The organism is Geodermatophilus sabuli (assembly GCF_900215145.1).
Classification (GTDB): Bacteria; Actinomycetota; Actinomycetes; order Mycobacteriales; family Geodermatophilaceae; genus Geodermatophilus; species Geodermatophilus sabuli.
On record NZ_OBDO01000006.1, the window covers coordinates 77,662 to 93,291 of the forward strand.

The 15,630-nt window shown below is 72.9% G+C and carries 15 protein-coding genes; 13 read left to right on the top strand and 2 right to left on the bottom strand.

Features of this window, described 5'->3' with window-relative positions; translation table 11 throughout:
* The first annotated feature begins 14 nt into the window (after window positions 1-14).
* The 12 genes from CRP39_RS14620 (at window position 15) to CRP39_RS14670 (ending at window position 11,546) form a co-directional block, all read left to right on the top strand.
* Window positions 15-1,619 (top strand): hypothetical protein, encoded by a 1,605-nt coding sequence (locus CRP39_RS14620; protein WP_245853881.1) that lies wholly within the window; start codon window positions 15-17, stop codon window positions 1,617-1,619.
* A complete protein-coding gene (locus tag CRP39_RS14625; protein ID WP_097207120.1) occupies window positions 1,616-3,127 on the top strand; it encodes an SCO6880 family protein in 1,512 nt (503 codons plus the stop codon). The genes CRP39_RS14620 and CRP39_RS14625 overlap by 4 nt, the downstream gene beginning before the upstream one ends.
* Complete coding sequence (locus CRP39_RS14630; protein ID WP_097207121.1) at window positions 3,124-4,632, top strand: ATP-binding protein; 1,509 nt, start codon at window positions 3,124-3,126, stop codon at window positions 4,630-4,632. The genes CRP39_RS14625 and CRP39_RS14630 overlap by 4 nt, the downstream gene beginning before the upstream one ends.
* Window positions 4,629-5,765 (top strand): M23 family metallopeptidase, encoded by a 1,137-nt coding sequence (locus CRP39_RS14635; protein WP_097207122.1) that lies wholly within the window; start codon window positions 4,629-4,631, stop codon window positions 5,763-5,765. The genes CRP39_RS14630 and CRP39_RS14635 overlap by 4 nt, the downstream gene beginning before the upstream one ends.
* Before the next feature lie 55 nt (window positions 5,766-5,820).
* Complete coding sequence (locus CRP39_RS14640; protein ID WP_097207123.1) at window positions 5,821-7,731, top strand: type IV secretory system conjugative DNA transfer family protein; 1,911 nt, start codon at window positions 5,821-5,823, stop codon at window positions 7,729-7,731.
* Entirely contained in the window at window positions 7,728-8,300 is a 573-nt protein-coding gene (locus CRP39_RS14645) for a hypothetical protein (RefSeq protein WP_097207124.1), read from the top strand. Before CRP39_RS14640 ends, CRP39_RS14645 begins: the two co-directional genes overlap by 4 nt.
* Complete coding sequence (locus tag CRP39_RS14650; protein ID WP_245853882.1) at window positions 8,297-8,896, top strand: hypothetical protein; 600 nt, start codon at window positions 8,297-8,299, stop codon at window positions 8,894-8,896. Before CRP39_RS14645 ends, CRP39_RS14650 begins: the two co-directional genes overlap by 4 nt.
* Entirely contained in the window at window positions 8,893-9,189 is a 297-nt protein-coding gene (locus CRP39_RS14655; protein ID WP_097207125.1) for a hypothetical protein, read from the top strand. The genes CRP39_RS14650 and CRP39_RS14655 overlap by 4 nt, the downstream gene beginning before the upstream one ends.
* Window positions 9,190-9,192: 3 nt before the next feature.
* Window positions 9,193-10,491, top strand: a complete 1,299-nt coding sequence (locus CRP39_RS14660; protein WP_097207126.1) for a serine/threonine-protein kinase — start codon at window positions 9,193-9,195, stop codon at window positions 10,489-10,491.
* 250 nt (window positions 10,492-10,741) lie between these two features.
* Window positions 10,742-10,888: a hypothetical protein gene (locus tag CRP39_RS26860; RefSeq protein ID WP_172442448.1), complete on the top strand. Its 147-nt coding sequence runs from the start codon at window positions 10,742-10,744 to the stop codon at window positions 10,886-10,888.
* Window positions 10,889-10,898: 10 nt separating this feature from the next.
* A complete protein-coding gene (locus tag CRP39_RS14665) occupies window positions 10,899-11,123 on the top strand; it encodes a hypothetical protein (RefSeq protein WP_097207127.1) in 225 nt (74 codons plus the stop codon).
* Window positions 11,124-11,324: 201 nt separating this feature from the next.
* Window positions 11,325-11,546: a hypothetical protein gene (locus tag CRP39_RS14670; RefSeq protein WP_097207128.1), complete on the top strand. Its 222-nt coding sequence runs from the start codon at window positions 11,325-11,327 to the stop codon at window positions 11,544-11,546.
* A gap of 23 nt (window positions 11,547-11,569) precedes the next feature.
* On the opposite strand, the gene CRP39_RS14675 is transcribed toward CRP39_RS14670, so the two are convergent.
* Window positions 11,570-12,058, bottom strand: a complete 489-nt coding sequence (locus CRP39_RS14675) for a hypothetical protein (protein ID WP_143426648.1) — start codon at window positions 12,056-12,058, stop codon at window positions 11,570-11,572.
* Window positions 12,059-12,438: 380 nt separating this feature from the next.
* Here CRP39_RS14675 and CRP39_RS28235 point away from each other — a divergent pair, with 380 nt between their 5' ends.
* Window positions 12,439-12,717 (top strand): DUF6578 domain-containing protein, encoded by a 279-nt coding sequence (locus CRP39_RS28235; RefSeq protein WP_311712152.1) that lies wholly within the window; start codon window positions 12,439-12,441, stop codon window positions 12,715-12,717.
* A gap of 141 nt (window positions 12,718-12,858) precedes the next feature.
* On the opposite strand, the gene CRP39_RS14685 is transcribed toward CRP39_RS28235, so the two are convergent.
* A complete protein-coding gene (locus CRP39_RS14685; protein ID WP_143426649.1) occupies window positions 12,859-15,582 on the bottom strand; it encodes a tetratricopeptide repeat protein in 2,724 nt (907 codons plus the stop codon).
* Window positions 15,583-15,630 lie beyond the last annotated feature (48 nt).

Consider the following 15,630-nt stretch of genomic DNA (forward strand, 5'->3'; position numbering starts at 1 on the left):
GGCCCATCGGATGGATGCGCCTGTGCACGATGGCCGTCCTGCTGGCGATCACCCTGGGGGCCTGCCTCGCGGCGACCGCACCGGCGTCGGCCGACCAGGTGTGGGCCTTTCCTCCGGCGCCGGCCGCGGACGACGGTGCGCTGTCGTGCCTGCCGACCGACCCGTTCTGCGTCGCCGGCGAGGCGGCCGGAGCGGTGGTCACCGAAGTGTGGATCAGCGCCATGGTGTCGCTGTGGGAGGCCGGGCTGTGGCTGCTGCGCCTGGCCTTCGCGGTGGTCGGCGCCCTGACGACCCCGGACCTGTCCGCCGACGGCCCGCTGGCCGGGGTCTATCCGGTGACCTTCGGCATCGGCGCCACGGTGGCCGGCCTGATGGCGCTGCTGCAGCTGGGCGCCGCGGCGGTGCGGCGGGACGGGCAGACGCTGGGCCGGCTGCTGGTCGGGCTGGTCCAGTTCGGGCTGGTCTGGGCCGGCTACGTCGCCGTGGCGGCGCTGCTGGTCACCGGCGTCTCCGGGCTGACCACCGCCCTGCTGCGCAGCCTGCTGGGCATCGACACCCTCGCCGCCTTCGACCCCTCGATCAGCGTGGGCCGCGACCTGGTCGACGGCACGGTCGCAACCGTCCTCGGCGTCTCCTCCATCTTTCTGCTGGTGCCGGCCAGCGTCGGCTACCTGCTGCTGATGCTGGTCCGCGAGGCGGCGCTGATCGTGCTGACGGCCACCTCGGCGATCTCGGCCGGCGGCCTGCTGGCCCAGGCCTCGAGCGCCTGGTTCTGGCGCAGCCTGCGCTGGTTCCTCGCCGCCCTGCTGGTCTCCCCGGTCGCCGTGCTCGTCCTCGGCGTCGGCGTGACCATCACCGAGGGCATCCTCACCGGGGCCGAGGAGACCAGCACCGAGGCCGCGGTCGGCATGGCGGTGGTCGGCTGCCTGCTGGTCCTGCTGGGCGCCGTCTGCCCGCTGGCGCTGTTCCGGCTGCTGGCCTTCGTCGACCCGGGCACCTCCAGCGGAGCGGCGCTGCGGCAGTCGCTGACCGCCTCCGGCGGCGTGCTCGGCGCCCTGCAGCGCCTCGGCGGCCGGGGTGGTGGCGCCGCCGCGGGCGCGTCCTCGGCCGCCGTCGGCGGGGCGGCCGCCTCGGGCGCGGCGGCCCGGATGGCCGGGAACCGCACGCAGGGTGAGTCGACCGCCGACGCCGCGACGCAGGGCCGGTTCGCCGGTGCGCTGTCCGCGCTGACCGCCGGGACCACGCAGGCCGGCCGGCTGGCCGCCGGGGTGGCCGCCTCGGCCGCCGACGTGCTCTCCGGTGCTGGCGTCGGGCACACCGATCCCTACTTCGGGCAGCCGGTGAACGGCCGCCCGGCGGCGGGCGGCGTCGGGAGTGCAACGGGGGCGCCGGGTCGGCGGCGGGGCGGGCGGTCGGTGCGCCCGGGCGGCGGCCCGCCACGGGGCGTTGCGGGTGCCGTTGCGCACCCGGCGGTCGACGGCGATGCCCGCGAGCGGCCGGTGGTGGTCTGGCCGGCCCAGCAGGCCGACGGCACGGGCCCCGGAGGCCGGGACGAGGTCGAGCCGACGGTTCCCCGGGCGCCGCGGGGCGATCCGCCCGCGGACGGCGGTGGGCGATGAGCGCCCGCTACGGCGACTACGCCAAGGACGACGCGGGCTGGTTCCTCGGGATGACCGGCGCCCAGCTGGCCTTGGTCGCCCTCGCCGGCGTCCCGCCGCTGCTGGCCCTGAACGCCCAGGCGTGGGGGCTGCTCGTCCTCTGGCTGCCGGTGTGGGCGCTGTTGGCCGCCGTGCTGCTGGTTCCCGTGCGGGGCCGCGCCGCCGGTCGCTGGTTCGGCGATCTCTGCCTGCACGGCATCGGAGGCGCCATGGGCTGGACGGTGTTCGGCTCCCGGGCCGCGGCAGGAACGGCCGACGACCTGACCACGGCGGACCTGCCGGGCGTGCTGGCCGGCATCCGCACTCACGACGGGCCGCCGTTCGGGCAGCTGTTCACCCGCCCGGTGATCGTGCAGGACCTGGCGGCGCGCACCTGGGCGGCGGTGGCGCGGATCGACCATCCCGGCATCGGGCTGGCCGAGCCGGCAGACCGCGACCGGATGGGCGCCGGGCTGGCCGAGCTGTGCGAGCTGGCCGCCCGCACCGAGCTGGTCGACGTGCTGGCCCTGCAGGTGCGGACCGTGCCCGACGACGGAGCCGAGCGGGCCGCCTGGGAGCGCGCCCACACCCGCCCCGAGGCGCCGGCGCTGGCCGTGCGGGTTAACGCGCTGCTGGGGGCCGCCCTCACGCCGGCCGCGGTGCGCACCGAGGCCTTCGTGACCGTCGTCGTCGGCGAGGCGCGGACTCACCGGGCCGCCCGGGAGGCCGGTGGGGGCGTGGACGGCCGCGCCCGGGTGCTGCACGGGGTGATGGCCGAGGTGGAGGCCGCGCTGCGCGGACCGGTCGGCTGCACCTCCGTGACCTGGCTGGACTCCGCCGCGCTGGCCGCCGCGGTCCGCACCGGATTCGCCCCCGGCGACCGCGCCCAGCTGGTCGCCGCGGACCTGGCCGCCGCCGCGGATCCGCAGCTGGCGGCCGGCGTGCCGATGGCCGCCGCCGGCCCCACGCTGGCCCGCGCGGAGCTGCGGCACTACGTGCACGACGCGTGGGCGTCGGTCACCGACACGATCCTGCTGCCCGACTCCGGCGCGGTGCTCGGCGCCCTGGCGCCGGTGCTGGTGCCCACGACGGCGGGGGAGCGGCGCAGCCTAACCATCTTCCTCGCCCCGCTGCCGCTGGAGCGGGCCGCCCGGCTGGTCGGCCGGGAGGACATGAGCGCCAGCACCGGCAACGAGCTGCGCGCCCGGATGGGCTTCCGGCAGCGGGCCCGGCAGCGCCGGGACACCGAGCGGATCGGCGCCGCCGACGAGAAGCTCGCCGCCGGGCGCGCGCTGGTGCGCCCCGCCGTCGCCGCCTGCGTCACCGTGCCCGGCACCTGGCCGGTCGCCGAGCACGGCCGCCGGCTGGACGCCTCCATCCGCGCCGCCGGCTACGTGCCGCTGCGGCTGGACCTGGCGCAGGACTCCGGGTTCGCCGCCGCCGCCATCCCCCTCGGCGTCGGCCTGCCCCACCGGCGGGGCCGACGATGACCCGGCGCTGCGACCGGCGGGGCCGCGAGGTCGCCGTCCTGCTCGACGACTTCGGCCACCGGCTGCCCGCCCGGCCCACCGTGGAGCAGCCGCCGCGGGAGCGGGGCCCGTTCGCGCAGCCGGTGCCGCGCCGCGGGCCCCGCGGCCGCGGTCTCGGCCGGGCGGCGACGCCGGCGCCGCTGACGGTGTGGCGGATGACCTCGGAGCAGACGCCGGTGGTGTGGCCGCTGATCGCCACCAGCGGACTGCCGCCCACCGGCGCGCAGATGGGCATCGACCTGCTGTCGGGCGGGGCGTTCTACTGCGATCCGATCGGCTGGGTCACCGACGACGACATCCCGGTCACCAATCCCAACGTCGTCGTCTTCGGCAAGCCCGGCCGCGGCAAGTCCGCTACCGTCAAGGCCCTCGCCCTGCGGATGCTGGGCTTCGGCTACCGCACCCTGGTCCTGGGCGACACCAAGGACGAGTACGAGCCGCTGTGCCGGGCGCTGGGCGTGGAGCCGTTCGTTCTCGGCTCCGGCCTGCCCGCCCGGATCAACCCGCTGGCCTTCGGCCCGCTCGGTTCCGGGTGGGAGCGGCTGGACGAAGCCGAGGCCCGGCGCCGCGGGGCCATCCTGTTCGCCCGCTGGCTGGTGCTGCTGCGCGGCCTGGTCGGCTCCCAGTCCGTGCCGTTCGGCCCGGTGGAGGAGACCGCGGTCGGGGAGGCGCTGCGGCTGCTCACCGGCCACCGCACCGGCGCCAGCCGGCTGACCGAGGTCACCATCCCGCGGCTGTGGCGCGCCCTGGACGAGCCGCCCGACGAGCTGGTCGCCGGCTGCCGCTACGCCGACCGCCGGCACTTCCTCGACGCCACCCGCACGCTGCGCGACGCCCTCGGGTCCCTGGTCAAGGGGTCCCTGGCCGGGCTGTTCGACGACCACACCACCATCGCCGTCGACTGGCGGGCACCGATCCAGTCCCTGTCGCTGTCCCGCCTGGAGCCGCTCGGCGACTCCGCCGTCGGCATCGCGCTGACCTGCCTGAACTCGTGGGGGCAGGCGATGCGGGAGATCGCCGACCCCGGCGACCTGCGCATCGTCATCCGCGACGAGACCTGGCGGCAGATGCGCCTGGGTGTGGAGGCGGTGCGGAGCCTGGACGCCAACCTGCGGCTGTCCCGCCGCGACGCCGACGTGCAGATCCTGCTGGCCCACAAGCCCTCGGACATGCTCACCGCCGGCGACGCCCCCTCCCAGGCGGTCGCCATCGCCCGCGACCTGCTGCACCTGTGCGACGTCAAGGTGCTGCACGGCCAGGACCAGGCCGTCGGCGACGAGCTCGGCGCCATGCTCGGCCTGGCCCCGACCGCCCAGCGGGTGGTCACCGGCTGGGCGGTCGCCGGCCAGGGCCGCGCCCTGTGGCTGGTGGGGGACCGGGCGTTCAAGGTGCAGACCGTTCTCACCGCGCCGGAGCTGCGGCTGACCTTCACCAACGAGGCCCTCACCGCCGGCGGCCCGGCGTGAGCGGGGCGGCGCGGGCCCGGCTGTGGTGGGCGGCCGCTCCCGCCGCGGTCCCGGTGGTCGGCGCCCTCGCGCTGCTGCTGGTCCCGCTCGCGGTCCTCGCCGCCCCCGAACCGACGGCGTCGTCGGCCTGCGCGCGGGCCGGCACCGGCGCCACCGTCGCCGGCCTCGAGCTGGACGCCACTCAGATGGGGCAGGCGCAGACCATCGTCACCGTCGCCGCGACGATGGGCCTGGACCCGTACGCGGCGACCGTGGCGCTGGGCACCGCGCAGCAGGAGTCCCGCCTCCGGATGCTGGCCAACGACGGCCGCAGCCCCGAGCTGACCGCCGCGCAGGCGGCCGTGACCGCGACCAGCCTGCAGTACGCGCACGACGGGCTCGGCGCCGACCACGACAGCGTCAACATTTTCCAGCAGCGCTGGCTGGCCGGCTGGGGCACCGTCGCGCAGCTGATGGACCCCGTCTACGCCGCCGAGGCCTTCTACCGGCGGCTCATCCAGGTGCCGGACTGGCGGACCCTTCCGCTCACCCGGGCCGCGCAGGCGGTGCAGATCTCGGCGGCCGGCGGCGCCTACGCCCGTTGGGAGCCGTTCGCCCGCGAGCTGACCGCGCTGCTGTGGCCGGCCGCCCGTGCGGCGGCCGCCGACCCGGCCGGGGCTGTGGCTGGGATCTGTCCGGGCCTGCCGGTCGCCGCCGGGGCGTGGAGCCGGCCCACCGCCGGCACCGTCACCTCCGGCTACGGGCCCCGCTGGGGAACGCTGCACGCGGGGATCGACATCGCCGGACCCCGCGACGCCCCCGTCTACGCGGCCGCCGACGGCACCGTGGTCGTCGCGGCGTGCACCAGCGCCTACTGCGACCGCGACGGCGGCCTGGATCTCGCGGGTTACGGCAACCTCGTCGTGCTCGACCACGGCGGCGGCGTAACCACCCGCTACGGGCACCTGTCGGCCTACGCGGTCCGGGCCGGGCAGCCGGTGCGCGCGGGGGCGCTGATCGGCTTCCAGGGGTCCACCGGCAACAGCACCGGCGTCCACCTGCACTTCGAGGTTCGCCGCGACGGCGTCCCGGTGGATCCGGCGCCGTGGCTGGCCGACCGCGGCGTCGACCTGCACGCCCCCGGCCCCGGATGACCACGCCCGCCATCGGAGGAGGAGCCATGCACGGACCAGCGTTGGGACGGCGGCGATGAGCGCCGGCCCGTCGCGCGCCGACGTCGGCCCGGCCTCCTGGGAGATCCCGGTCGCGGCCGCGCTGACGTGGGCGGCGGCCGCCGCGCTGCTGCTGCCGGCCGGCCGCGCCGCCGCCGCGGCGCTGGCCGGCGGCGGCTGGGTGTGGCCCAAGGGGGCGGCCGCCCTGGTGTCGTCGGTCGGCGGGCTGCTCACCGGGGACGCCACCGCGGGCCTGAACGCCGGGCAGGCGGCGGCGGTGCCGTCGTCCGCCCTCGTGTACGGCGTCACCGCGGCGGTGCTCGGGCTGTTCGGGGCCGGCAGCGGGGGAGCGGCCCGGGCCGCGCACCGGCGGCTGGGCGGCCCGTCCGGGATGGCCACCCGCGGCCAGGTCACCGACGTGCTCGGCCGCGGGCGGCTGCACCGGGTCGCGCCGGTCGTCCGGCCCGACCTGGCCGCGGCCCGCCGGCGCGGAGCCCGCCGCGCCGCGCACCGGGAGGTGGGCTGGCGGCTGGGCCGCGCCGCCGTGCCCGCCGCCGGGGAGCTGTGGGTGCCGTTCGACCGCACCACCGGCGTCTACGGGCCGCAGGGCTCGGGCAAGACCCTCGACCTGCTGGCGCCGGCGCTGCTGTCCGCGCCGGGCGCGGCGCTGGTGACGCTCACCAAGGCCGAGGACCTGCTGCTCACCGTCGGCCCGCGCGGCGACGGCGACCGGCCGGTCGCCGTGCTCGACCCCTTCGGGGCCGTGCCCGGCCTGCCGGAGCTGGTCTGGGATCCGGTCGCCGGCTGCGCGGATCCGATGGTCGCCGAACGCCGCGCCAAGGCCTTCACCGCCGGCACCGTCACCGGCGCGGTCACCGACGGCAACACCGACAGCGCGGCCCGGTTCTACTCCTTCGAGGCGGCCAAGGTGCTGCAGGCCTACCTGCACGCCGCCGCACTCACCGGCGGCACCCTCGAGGACGTCCTGGCGTGGGCCGCCCATCCGCAGGCCTCCACGCAGCCGGTCGACATCCTGCGCGGCCACCCCGGTGCCGCACCGCTGTGGGACGGGCTGCTGCACGGCGCCCTGCAGGGCGACCCCCGCACCGCCGGCAACACCGCCACCACCGTCCAGCAGGCGCTGGCCCTGTTCTTCCAGGCCGGCATCCGCCGACGCTGCGTGCCCGGGCCCGGCCGCCCGGCCACCGACGTCGCCGCCTTGCTCGCCGCCGGCGGCACCCTCTACCTGCTCGGCCGCGACGATCCCTACGCGTCGGCGTCGCCGCTGATGACCGCGCTGGCCGAGCACGTCCTCGACACCGCGCTGCAGCTGGCCGCCGCGGCGCCCACCGGGCGGCTGTGCCCGCCGCTGCTGGCCTGCCTGGACGAGCTGCCCTCCACCGCGCCGCTGCCCACCCTGCGCACCCGGATGGCCAACGACCGGGCCCTGGGCGTCAGCTTCCTGTACGCCGCGCAGACCTGGCGGCAGCTGGTCATCGTCTACGGCGAGGACGAGGCCCGCGCGCTGTTCGGGCTCACCAACGTCGTCGTCGCCTTCGGCGGCGGCAAGGACGGCGGCTTCAACCGCGACCTGTCGGAGCTGACCGGCACCACGCGGGTGCGGCGCGCCACCTACACCTACGGCCGCGCCGGATGGGGCCGCTCCACCCACGGGGAGAGCGTGCCGGTGCTGCGGCCGGAGGAGATCCGCCAGCTCCCGCCCGGCCGGGCGCTGGTCGTCGCCGAGCACGCGCCGCCGCTCCTCGCCCGGCTCGACCGCTGCATCTTCGGCCGCGGAGGGCGGCTGCTGCTGGACGCCCAGGCCGCGGCCCGCTCCCGGGTCGCCGCCGTCCGGAACTCCGCATCCGGGCTGGGGGACTGTCTTGGATCGGCACCCGCCCCGACCGCGGCCGCCGGCCGCGCACCTGCCGACCGGCGGACACGGTGACCGCCCCCGAGCTCGTCACCCCCTTCCCCACGCCACCGCGGGCGGTGCGCACCGCCCTGGAGCAGCTGCGGCAGGCCGAGGACGGCGGCCTCGAGCCGGCCGGGCTTCCGCTGCTGGACCGGCCCTGGAATCCGGCCGGCTGCTCCCCGCACGTCCGCGCGCAGCTGTGGACCTGGCTGGACGACGTCGCCGCCTGGCTCAACCACACCTACGCCTGGCAGACCGCCGCTGCCATCCCCTCCTGCTGGCCCGCCCACCCCCACCTGGTGTCCGAGCTCGCGGTGCTCGCCTGCCTGCGGGTCACCGCCGCCGACGCCCTCGCCCCGCACGCGCTGGAGGAATGGCACCGCTACGCGCTGCCCGGCTTCCACCTACGGATGACCGAACGGCTCGGCATCGGCTGCCCACCCGGCCGGCACACCGACTGGCCTGCCCGCTCGTGGGCCGCCGAGTACGACACCCCCCGGGCCGCCGAGGCGCGGCGGGCCCTCTTCGACGGCGACGCCGGGCCCGGCCGGGCGGCCGGCACCGTGCGGCCGGGCCGGAGCACGCCGGGAGGAACACGGTGAGCGGCGATCCTCCGGCCCGTCCCGGCGACGGCGACTGGGTGAGCCTCGTGGACGGCGTCCGGGTCAGCCGCACCTGGATGACCCGGCACACCCCGCGGCTGCTGGCCGCCTGGCTCGACGCACTCACCCCCGAGGAGCGGCACACGGTCGCCGCCCGCATCCTGCGGATCGCCACCGAACTGGAGAGCGAACCCGACGACGGGAACGAGCCGGCCGCCGCACCGGCGTGGGAAGCCGTCGCCGAGCGGATCGATCCGCGCCTCCCACTCGGGCCGGACTGGCCGCCGTTGGCCGCCGCGCTCGACCGCGCCGCGGCCGCCGGCTACGACGTCGTCGGCCGGCTCCCCGCGCTCGCCGCCGCGGTACCGCTGCCGGACCGGCACCCGGCCCGGGAGCTGCACTGGCGGCTGCTCGACGACTGCCCGGCCGCCCTGCCGACCCTCGACGCGGCGACCGGGCGGTCCGCCCCAGGACCCGGCCCCGGCGTCCACAGCCCGGCCGGCGCTCCACACATCCCCGGGCCCATCTCACCGAATGAAGCGAACGGCGAAGCGTCGACCCGTGCCCCGACCACCCGAGGAGGAGATCCGCCGTGACCGCCGCATCGATCACCGATCCGCTCAGCTACGCCGCCGCGCTGCTCGACGCCGTCGGCGCCGACCGCGACCAGGTGCCCGCCGAGATCGCACTGCAGTGCCTGTACGCCGCCGAGCTCCTGGAGCGGGCCGGCGCCCGCCCCCGACCCACCGCGCTTCTCGACGGCGATCCGCGCGCCAGCCTCCGCACCGCCATGGGCGCCCTGGCCGCCCTGGCCGAGGACGTCTTCACCCACTCACCGGTTCTCGACGCCGCCCGGACCGCCCGCCATGCCCTGCGCCGGCTGGGCTGAGCGGTGGCCACCACGCTGCAGCAGCTGCTCGATGACCTCGCCGAGCAGGCTGGCGCACCAGCTCCGGCGGCAGCCATCGAGGACGTCACCGGAGCGCTGTCCCACCTGGGCCGGGCGCTGACCGGACTGACCGACGACGGGCTCACCCCGACGGCCAGTGCCCGGCAGTCGACCAGCACCGAGCTCGCCGATGCCTGCGCCACCGCCGGCCGGCTGTGGCCGACCACCGGCGGACCGCTCACCGACCTCGCCGGCGCCGCCGCCGACCTGATCGGCCGGGACCGGGTGAGCATGGGCCGCGCGCATCGGTGGGCGGTCACCGTGGAGCTGGCCGAGGTGGCCGATCGGTGCGCGCGGCTGGGGCGCCGGTTGCTCCCGGAAAGTGCGGCCCCGGAGCTGGCGTTCGTCCGCATGATCGCCGCCGCCGTCGAACGCGACGCACAGATCGATCCGCCGAACGCCGAGGGGGCCGCGGTGCTCGACCGCCTCGTTCCCATGCCCCGTCCGCCGTCCGGGGAGACCGCCGTGACGGCCCTGGACGCCTCGGCGGCGCTCGTCGCGGCTCTGGACCGGGCTGGGCAGGCCGGCAATCTGGCACTGCGGGACTTTCGTGCCGGGGTCGCCGCCGCCGAGATCACCTGCCGTTACGCCGCTTTCACGACGGGCCGGGCCGGGGGAGACGCCGGACCGCTCCTGGTCACCGGGCTCGCGTGGCAACTGGCCGGCCGCGCCAGCACGGTCTTCCACGACGGCCAGCGAGAAGAGGCCGGCGACCGTCGAGGTGTCGTCGCGTGGGCGCAGGCGCTCGTGGGCGCGCTGCGTCACGAGGTGGAGGCAGACGCCGGCACAACCGCACGGCGCGATGGCAGCGAGCCGGTGGACGTGGCCGCAGCGGCCCAGCGGGTCACCGGCCAGTTGCCGGCCCTGGGCGGCAAACTCATCGTCGCTGTCGGCCGCTGGTCCCGCACCGGTCGGCTGTACGCCAACGCCCGCGACCTGCCGCCCATGGAGAACATGCCGTTGGATCGCGTGTCGGCGGTGATCGCCGGACGCCAGGTGCGGGCCAGCGGCACCGACCTCGACCGCCTCCGGCTGGCCGTCGGCCGCGCCGCGGACCTGTCAACCGGACTGACCCACGTACTCGCTTGCGCCGCGTCACCGGCGACCGCGTCCCAGCGGCCTCTCCCGAGCGCGCCCGAGCGTCTACTCGACCGCGCGCACGCCGCCGCCCTGTCTCTCGCCGCCGTCCGATCCGGGCCGGATGCTGCTAGGGGTGTCCTTCCAGCGCCGCCCGACCTCTGATCACCCGGATCCGGCCCGCCCCTGAGGGTGCGGGGCGCCGGGCAGCGCCGCTGGCGGCCATCTTCGTTGACGGGCTCCCGTGCCCGCCTCCACGACCGGGGCCCTGTCGTTCGGGTGGTTGTCGGCCAGGACGGTGTGCTGGGGGCCGTCGTAATCCCTCTGTCGAGTGGTGTGCGCCTCACGCCCATGTCCCCCGACCGCGGGCGGTCGCGACCATCGGTTCCTGGACCGTGCGCTGAGGGGGACGACCGTGGTGCTGGATCTGCTGCAGGTGTGGTTGAGCCTGACGGGGGTGGCGGTGGCGCTGATCGTCGGCGTGCTGTTCACCGCGGCCCGACTGTGGAACGACTCCCGGGCGGTGGACGACGAGCAGCCCGTGGGCGCGGTGGCCGACTGACGACCCGTTCATGACGAGCTACTCGGCGACGACGGCGCTGCCGTACGAGCACCTGGAGCGGGCCACCGCCGGACTGCGGGGCGCGCTCCGCCAGTTGGTGCTCGACGACGGCGCCGGCGAACTGCCCGACTGGTCGACGCTGCAGGTCGCCGGCCCGGTGACGACGACCGGCGCCCGTGGGCGGACCTGGAACGAGTACGCGGCCACCGTCAAGAGCCGGTCTCTCCGGGCCTGACGATCCCACTCCGACAGGGCATTCTGGTGGCGGGCTGACCTTGAAGGGCCGACTGCCGTGACGAGCTACCTCCTGCGGGTTTCTCCGCGCGCCCGAGCGGGAGCACAGGCTGTCGGTGCGATCCGACGGTCTGGCCGCTGAACGGATGTCTCCCTAAGCGCCCCTTAAGGGCTGGTCATCGAGCGTCCCTAGGCTCTCGACGTGGCTCAGGCTGGCGCGATCATCAACATCATCGGAGCGGTCCTCGTCGTCGCGGATGCCGTCTGGCGAGTGGCGAAGAAGACCAACGTCATGGACGGGGGAACCCCGGCCACGGACTTCGATGCCGAGCTGCGGAGGGACAAGTGGCGGGCGCTGGCGATGTCTCTCCCCGGCCCAGTCCTGGTCGTCGTTGGAGCCGTCCTGATGTTCATCGGGGACTGAACGCCCCCTGGTGGCGCGCCAGCTCACTGTCCGAGTGGAGAGCTTGCGGCGGCTCGGGCGGCGTGCCGGAGACTGGTGACCTTGCTGCTCCATGAGTCGATGTCCGCGATCAACTGGTCGAGCAGTGTCCGGTCAACGATGTAGGCCTCGGCGGCTGGCTTCGGTCCGGCGGTCCATCGATACAGCGTCTGTTGTCCGTCGGGCGCCGTTGCGGGGCGGGAGTGCATCACGCCGTTCCGTCGACTGGCGAGGTCGCTGAGCGCCTGGCCCGCGGTAGCGATGAACTGCTGGATGTCGGGATCGCTGATCTTGGCGACTGCTGCAGTGAGCCGCTGGGCGATGGCGCCGGTTGACTGGCCGGCCAGGTCGTCCACGCTCAACCCGCCGGGGTTGCCGAGCGCTGAGAGATCGCCGAGAACGCCCCACTCGAGGTGGCCCACCATGTACACAAGCTGTCCGATGCGCGTCAGGTAGTCGTCGGCGGGCAGCGGTACACGGGTGGGTTGAGCCATGGCCGGCACGTTATGGCGTCGCCGCACGGGCCCGCTCTCCGAGGTCCTGGAGTCCCCTACCGGGGCCCGGTCAGAACTTGCGGAGGCGACCGGGTGGCTGAAACTGGTCGTAGTTGACCCAGGCCTGCCCGGCGCCGTCCACGTCGGCGATGTCGGCGTTCCGGGGGTCCGCGTCGGCCGCGAAGGTGGCCGACGCGGCGATGCCTAGACGCTACGGTGAGTCGGTTGGGGAGAACGGCAGCAGAGCCGGGTCGACCTTGGCGGCCCGGTCCAGCGCAGCCGCTCCCTGTGACCCATAGGCCGCCCTTACGGCGGGGCTAGGCGGGTGTCCCCAAGCGGCCCACTACGAGACATCCAGCAGCCGGGCACAGTTGCATGTCGTGGACGTCGTCGTAGAGGTTGGTGACTGGGAGCACGAATGCTGTGGGGAAGCGATCGAGCGGAACCAACTCGTCGACTTCCAATGCATCCGCAGCACGGGGCCAGATGGCCGTCGGCGCTTCGTGGAGACTCACCACGGCGGCCTTGACGTTCAAGCTGATGCACGCGTTCAAGGGCGGGTGACGTGGATCGAGGTGGTGCAAGACGGCGGGCTAGCAAATCCTCGCCTCGTGGCACGCCATCCGATCCCGCAACCCCCTGGGCCCGGCGTTCCATAGCGGCCCACTCTAGGGCGCCGAGACGCAACGCCAGGCGGCGAAGATGTCCAGCGCTCGTGAGAGGAGCCGAACTCCGGCCCAGGGTCCCCTCCATCTCTGACGGACCGTGCGAGGTGGCACCGTTGCAGCGCGCCTTGACGTCTAAGTCCCTACGCCGCTTGTTTTAGCCTTCTCATGCGATAGTTGATAAAGACGCGAGGCCCGCTCTGAAGCGGCGTCTCCCTCGTCGTGCCGCCCGGCATCCTGCAGGATCGATCCAAGCCTGTCCAATTCGCCTGCCTCTGCTCCATGGTCCCCGAGTTGTCCGTAAAGCTCGACGGCACCGGTCAGCGCGGTGATTGCCTGCTCCACCTGTCCCACATCAAGCAGAACCGAAGCGACGTGGCCGCATGCCCTGGCAGCACCCGCGAGATCTCCGGCATCCAGAAGCAATCTTCGGGCATTGTCAAAGGCGGCGATCGCCTCCGGAGGCCTTTCTGCAAACCAAAATACCAGTCCCCGACTCATCCAGGCGTGTCCCTGGCCATGCTGATCCTCTGTCTCCTCGAAGGCGCTAAGCGCCTGGTCGAGAGTCGCGAGCGCTTGATCCTTCTGCCCGACTTCCTGTAGCGCAAGGGCTAAACTGAGGGACGCGAATCCTTCACCACTTCGATCGCCGATTGCACAGTAGATCTTCTGGGCGGACTTCAGAGTGCTGACGGCCTGATCTAAGTCTCCTTCCTCGGAAAGGATAAGGCCGCTAGTCAGCAATATCTCTGCCTGACGGCGCCCGTCGCCCGTCGCGCGATAGCCCTCAAGTGCGCACCTATCTGCCGCGAGAGAGGGGTCAAACTGTGCGTCGCGTCGGAGGATCGAGGCGAGGTTGCTCCATGCCTGTGCCTCCTCATGTCGGTCGCCTCCTTCCTTATGGATAGCAATAGCCGTCCGGCAAGCTGCAATCGCTTCAGAATATTGCTCTTCGTCCCCGAAGGCTAGGGCGAGATTGTTCCAACTTAACGCCTCGTGATATCGGTCCTCCAAGCTGCGATGAATTTCAATTGACTCCTTCAAGACGACTATGGCGTCTCCTCCTCGCGAACTTGCCCGTAGTGCCAGGCCAAGGTTGGTGCATGCCAATGCGTCTCCATGTCGGTCATCCAGATCCCGAAAGAGAGCACGGGCTTGCTCCAGCACCGCAACAGCATCTTCGGGACGCCCTACCTCCTGCAAAGCAATGCCGAGGTTTGTCAATGCTTTGGCCTCGCCGTAGCTGTCATCCGTTTCCTGGCAGCAGGCTCGCGCCTGGTCGAGTGCGGGGATAGCTTCCTTGAATCGCCGCACCTGAAGCCTCACCAAGCCAAGGTTATTCAACGCCTTTCCCTCAATTCCCCGGTTACCGATAGCTTGTCCAATTTCTCGAGCGCGCTCCAATGCTGGCTGGGCTTCGCCGAATCGCCGCATCTGCTGCAAGGCTGTCCCCAGGTTAATCCAAGCGCTGACCTCGCCGCGCCGATCTGCAATTTCGACACAGATGGCCCGCGCCTTGCGAAGCGCGCTACAAGCCTCCTCAAATTGCCGCATTTGCTGCAGCGCTGCCCCCAGGTTGCACCACGCTTGCCCTTCGCCGTACTGGTCTCCGACCTCTCTGCACATACTTGCGGCCGAGCGAAGTGCGACACAGGAATGAGGGAATTTCCGAGTCTCCCTCAATGCGCCTCCAAGGTTGATCCACGCCCGGCCCTCCAGGAGTCGATCTCCGGTACTTTGTGCGCACGAAAGGCCAATTGATGCCGTCATGAGCCAATCTTGCAGGTGGCGTGTGTGCGTGAAGAAGGGAGAGAGGGACACGGCTAGGTTGGCGCAGGTGGACTGATGAGAATCCTCTTTGCTCGCCGATCGGATTACTGAGACTAGGGATGTGCGCTCCTGCCTGAACCACCCTAATGCGCTCTGCTGGGTGTCAAAGTCCGTCGGCGCGGCGTCTCCAGGGACCGCGATGTAGCGGCGTTTGGCAGCCGACGCGGTAGAGGCGCAGTGCCGAACTAAACGATCCAGCGCGGACTTGCGCTCCCCTGGCCGCAGTTGCTCCGTCGCGTATAGTCGGACCAAATCGTGCATGTGCCATCGCTTGGCTCTTCTATCTATTAGGTGTGCCCGGCCCAATCTCATGACGCTGAGTCGAGCTTCCGCGATTGCTTTCCCGCAGGCCGCCGAGATCATCTCGAGGCTACTATCTGGGCCGGGCGTGACAGAAGCTATCCGAAATACCCAAGCCAAGTCCTCGCTGAGGCGAGCATAGGAGAGGTCGAAGGCCGCTCGAACTGCCCAGTCCTCGGTGAACGTCATCGCCGAGAGCCGCGTGCGCTCTTCTATCAGGCCATCAAGTAGCTCGGCAGCTGGCAGGTCGGCTTCTACGGCTAGCAGAGCCGCCACAATTTGAAGCGCGAGTGGAAGGCCCGCGCATACTTCCGCCAGCCGGCGCACAGTGTTGGGGTCATCGGCAAGCCGACTATCACCGGGATGACGGCGCCTTAGGGCGACCTTCAAGACCTCGATACCGTCGTCCACTCCAAGGGCGCTGATCCCAAGCAATTGTGCTGGGAGTTCTCCGAGCGTGTCTCTCGAGGTGATTAGGACTCGATGGATGCGGTCTTGTGGCAAGAGAGACCGTACTTGCCGGGAATCGCTTACGCTGTCGAAGATCAGCAATACAGATTTCCCGTTGGCGGCAAGACGGGAGAGTCGATCATGGTACGCCGTGGCTTGCTCATCCTCCGAGGCCGGAATGTCGTCTATATTGACTCCGAGGGCACGGAGAAGCCCGCCAAACAACTGTGGCGGCCAAATGCGCTCCTCCGGATCTAAGTCATAGCCGTTCAGATCCATGAATAGCGCTGCGCCGGGGAACCAGTGGCGTGACACAGCAATCGCCGC

What these genes read in the sequence shown, in the direction of transcription:
- CRP39_RS14630 (WP_097207121.1), top strand. Translation starts at nt 3,124, where the DNA reads ATGACCCGGCGCTGCGACCGGCGGGGCCGCGAGGTCGCCGTCCTGCTC.
- CRP39_RS14640 (WP_097207123.1), top strand. Translation starts at nt 5,821, where the DNA reads ATGAGCGCCGGCCCGTCGCGCGCCGACGTCGGCCCGGCCTCCTGGGAG.
- CRP39_RS14675 (WP_143426648.1), bottom strand. Translation starts at nt 12,058, where the DNA reads ATGGCTCAACCCACCCGTGTACCGCTGCCCGCCGACGACTACCTGACG.
- CRP39_RS14620 (WP_245853881.1), top strand. Translation starts at nt 15, where the DNA reads ATGCGCCTGTGCACGATGGCCGTCCTGCTGGCGATCACCCTGGGGGCC.
- CRP39_RS14625 (WP_097207120.1), top strand. Translation starts at nt 1,616, where the DNA reads ATGAGCGCCCGCTACGGCGACTACGCCAAGGACGACGCGGGCTGGTTC.
- CRP39_RS14665 (WP_097207127.1), top strand. Translation starts at nt 10,899, where the DNA reads ATGACGAGCTACTCGGCGACGACGGCGCTGCCGTACGAGCACCTGGAG.
- CRP39_RS14685 (WP_143426649.1), bottom strand. Translation starts at nt 15,582, where the DNA reads ATGGATCTGAACGGCTATGACTTAGATCCGGAGGAGCGCATTTGGCCG.